The organism is Myxococcus llanfairpwllgwyngyllgogerychwyrndrobwllllantysiliogogogochensis (assembly GCF_006636215.1).
Classification (GTDB): domain Bacteria; phylum Myxococcota; class Myxococcia; order Myxococcales; family Myxococcaceae; genus Myxococcus; species Myxococcus llanfairpwllgwyngyllgogerychwyrndrobwllllantysiliogogogochensis.
This window is the reverse complement of the sequence record NZ_VIFM01000509.1, coordinates 1-2047: the sequence shown is the minus strand read 5'-3', so window position 1 is coordinate 2047 and position 2047 is coordinate 1. Positions and strand designations below refer to the sequence as shown.

Sequence of the window (2047 nt, the reverse complement as noted above, 5' to 3'; positions counted from 1 at the left end):
CCCCCATGGCGTCGTCCCCTGGGGTAGCGTTGCCCCCTCCTGCACCTGCCGAGAAAGAAAGCTCTCCTGTGAAGCGCGCTCCCTTTCCGATGCCCCCTCCCGCCGAGTCCACCTCCAGGAAGCCGAAGACCCTGGCCTCCCGTCCGAGCTGGCCTCCGTCACCGTGGGCTGGGTTCCTCAAGACGTGCGCGGGTGCTTCTGCTGCCGCTGCGCTCTCTCTTGGGTGCCCAGGTGCCCAGGTCCGGCCCGAGCCGGGCGACTGCCCCTCCGAGGCACGCGACTTCATGTTCAATCGGGACCAGAAACGGGGACTGCGTTTGAGGCCGGGGTATTCAGTGATGCTGACATTGGACATCCGCCAGCCTGGGGACATAGGCGAAGCGGGTTCCTATGCTGACGGCCCTGTCACTGGGGTAGTGAACATCAGCGACGTGCGTGGCCTGCCAGAAGGCACGCGGCTCTCGGGCTACCTATGGACCGGAGGGGAGGTCCTCGTAGGGCGCTACACAGAGGCTCACCTGCTTGATGGCCGCACCGTGCCGGTGTGCATCGTCCTGGGAAAGCGGGGGTACGTTGAAAAGGAGGACTGGTCCAAGCCAGGAGCTGCGGTGGTGGGGCGAAGTCTTCCGGCCTATCCCGTCGATCGCTGGCCCTAGTTTCCCTCTGAGGGCGTAAAGGGGCTTTGCAGAATGGGTCCTTTCTTGTTCACTCGGGGTGAATGATAATTCCATCTTTTTAGACCTGTCAGGTCGTTCAGGTCTGGAAGGGCTGGCAGTACCTTGAGTCTGCCTTTGCGCGAATCCCTCTCGCGCGGGCACTCGGAGCTTCCCGCCCATGTTCAATCCGTCTGACTCTCGGCCTGCCGGGAGCGTTGTCCTATTCACGAACGGCGACACCTCTTACGAGTTCTTCAGGGACTTGGGAGAAGGCCGCGTCGGTGAGCGAATCCTCCTCGCGCAGACCCGCACGCCCAAGGGCCTCGGGGAATGCGTGGTGCTCAAGTGCCTGCCGTTGCCGAAAGCGGCGGACGTGACGGAGAAGTTCCTTCGCACCCGAGCCCGTCTGGAAGAAGAGGTCCGGTTGGCGCAGTACCTTCGTCACCCCCGAATCGCCCGCGTCCATGGCCTCTTTGAAATCGAGCATGGCCTGTGCGTGGCGATGGAGAACGCCGAAGGGCTCTCGCTCAACACGCTGTTGGCCGTTGCCCAGGCGCGCGGTCGCTACTTCTCCGAGGCGTTCATCCTCTACGTGGGCGCGGAGGTCGCTGCTGCGCTGTCCTACGCTCACACATGCACGGATGACGCGGGCTTCCCGCTTGGCATCGTCAACCGCGACGTGAACCCCGCCCGCATCCGGCTGGGGCCGCATGGCGAGGTGAGGCTGACGGATTTTGGCGTGGCCCTCTCGCGCCTCACCGGGCGGCTGGCCACCTCCCTGCCGCGCCCCCAAGGTGAAGTCCTCTACTCGGCTCCCGAGATGCTGTTGGGCGAAGTGGTGGACGCGCGCGCGGACCTGTTCTCCCTGGGGCTGACGCTGCTGGAGTTCGCCACGGGGCGCCACCTCTACGACCCAGGGCACGTCCGCATTGAAGAGGTGGAGGCGCGGTTGTCGAAAGAGGCGCGACAACAGGCGCTCGCGGCCTCGGTGGCGTCCATGGTGACGGAGCTGCCAGCATTCGCGGAGGACGCTATCTGGTGCGCCATGGCCTATCACCCCCGGGACGTAGAGCACGCGGCGCAAGGGCTCTCGGTTCCGCTCCGGGACATTCTCCACACGGTGCTGCGGCGCAACCCCTCCGAGCGCTTCGCCACGGCTGCCGAGTTGGAGCTTGTCCTGCGCTCACAGTTGGCGCGGCTGGGCGGGTACACGCGCGAGGAGGCATTGCAGGAGGCCCAGCATGCGCTCGGGGAGGCCAGCGAAGGACTCTGGGACTTCGAGTTGCCGAGCGACGAAGGCGGCATCACGCCCCCTGTCACTGAGGTGTGGAGTCGCTCCGAGCCCACGACGGATTCAGCCTCACCCCGGGGCGCGCGGCGAGCGTCGTTTG

1 protein-coding gene is annotated in these 2047 nt (G+C 65.7%); it reads left to right on the top strand.

Annotated elements, in window-relative coordinates; all coding sequences use genetic code 11:
- Window positions 1-918 precede the first annotated feature (918 nt).
- The coding region (locus FJV41_RS48905; protein WP_246137902.1) for a serine/threonine protein kinase at window positions 919-2047 on the top strand (1129 nt) is incomplete at its 3' end.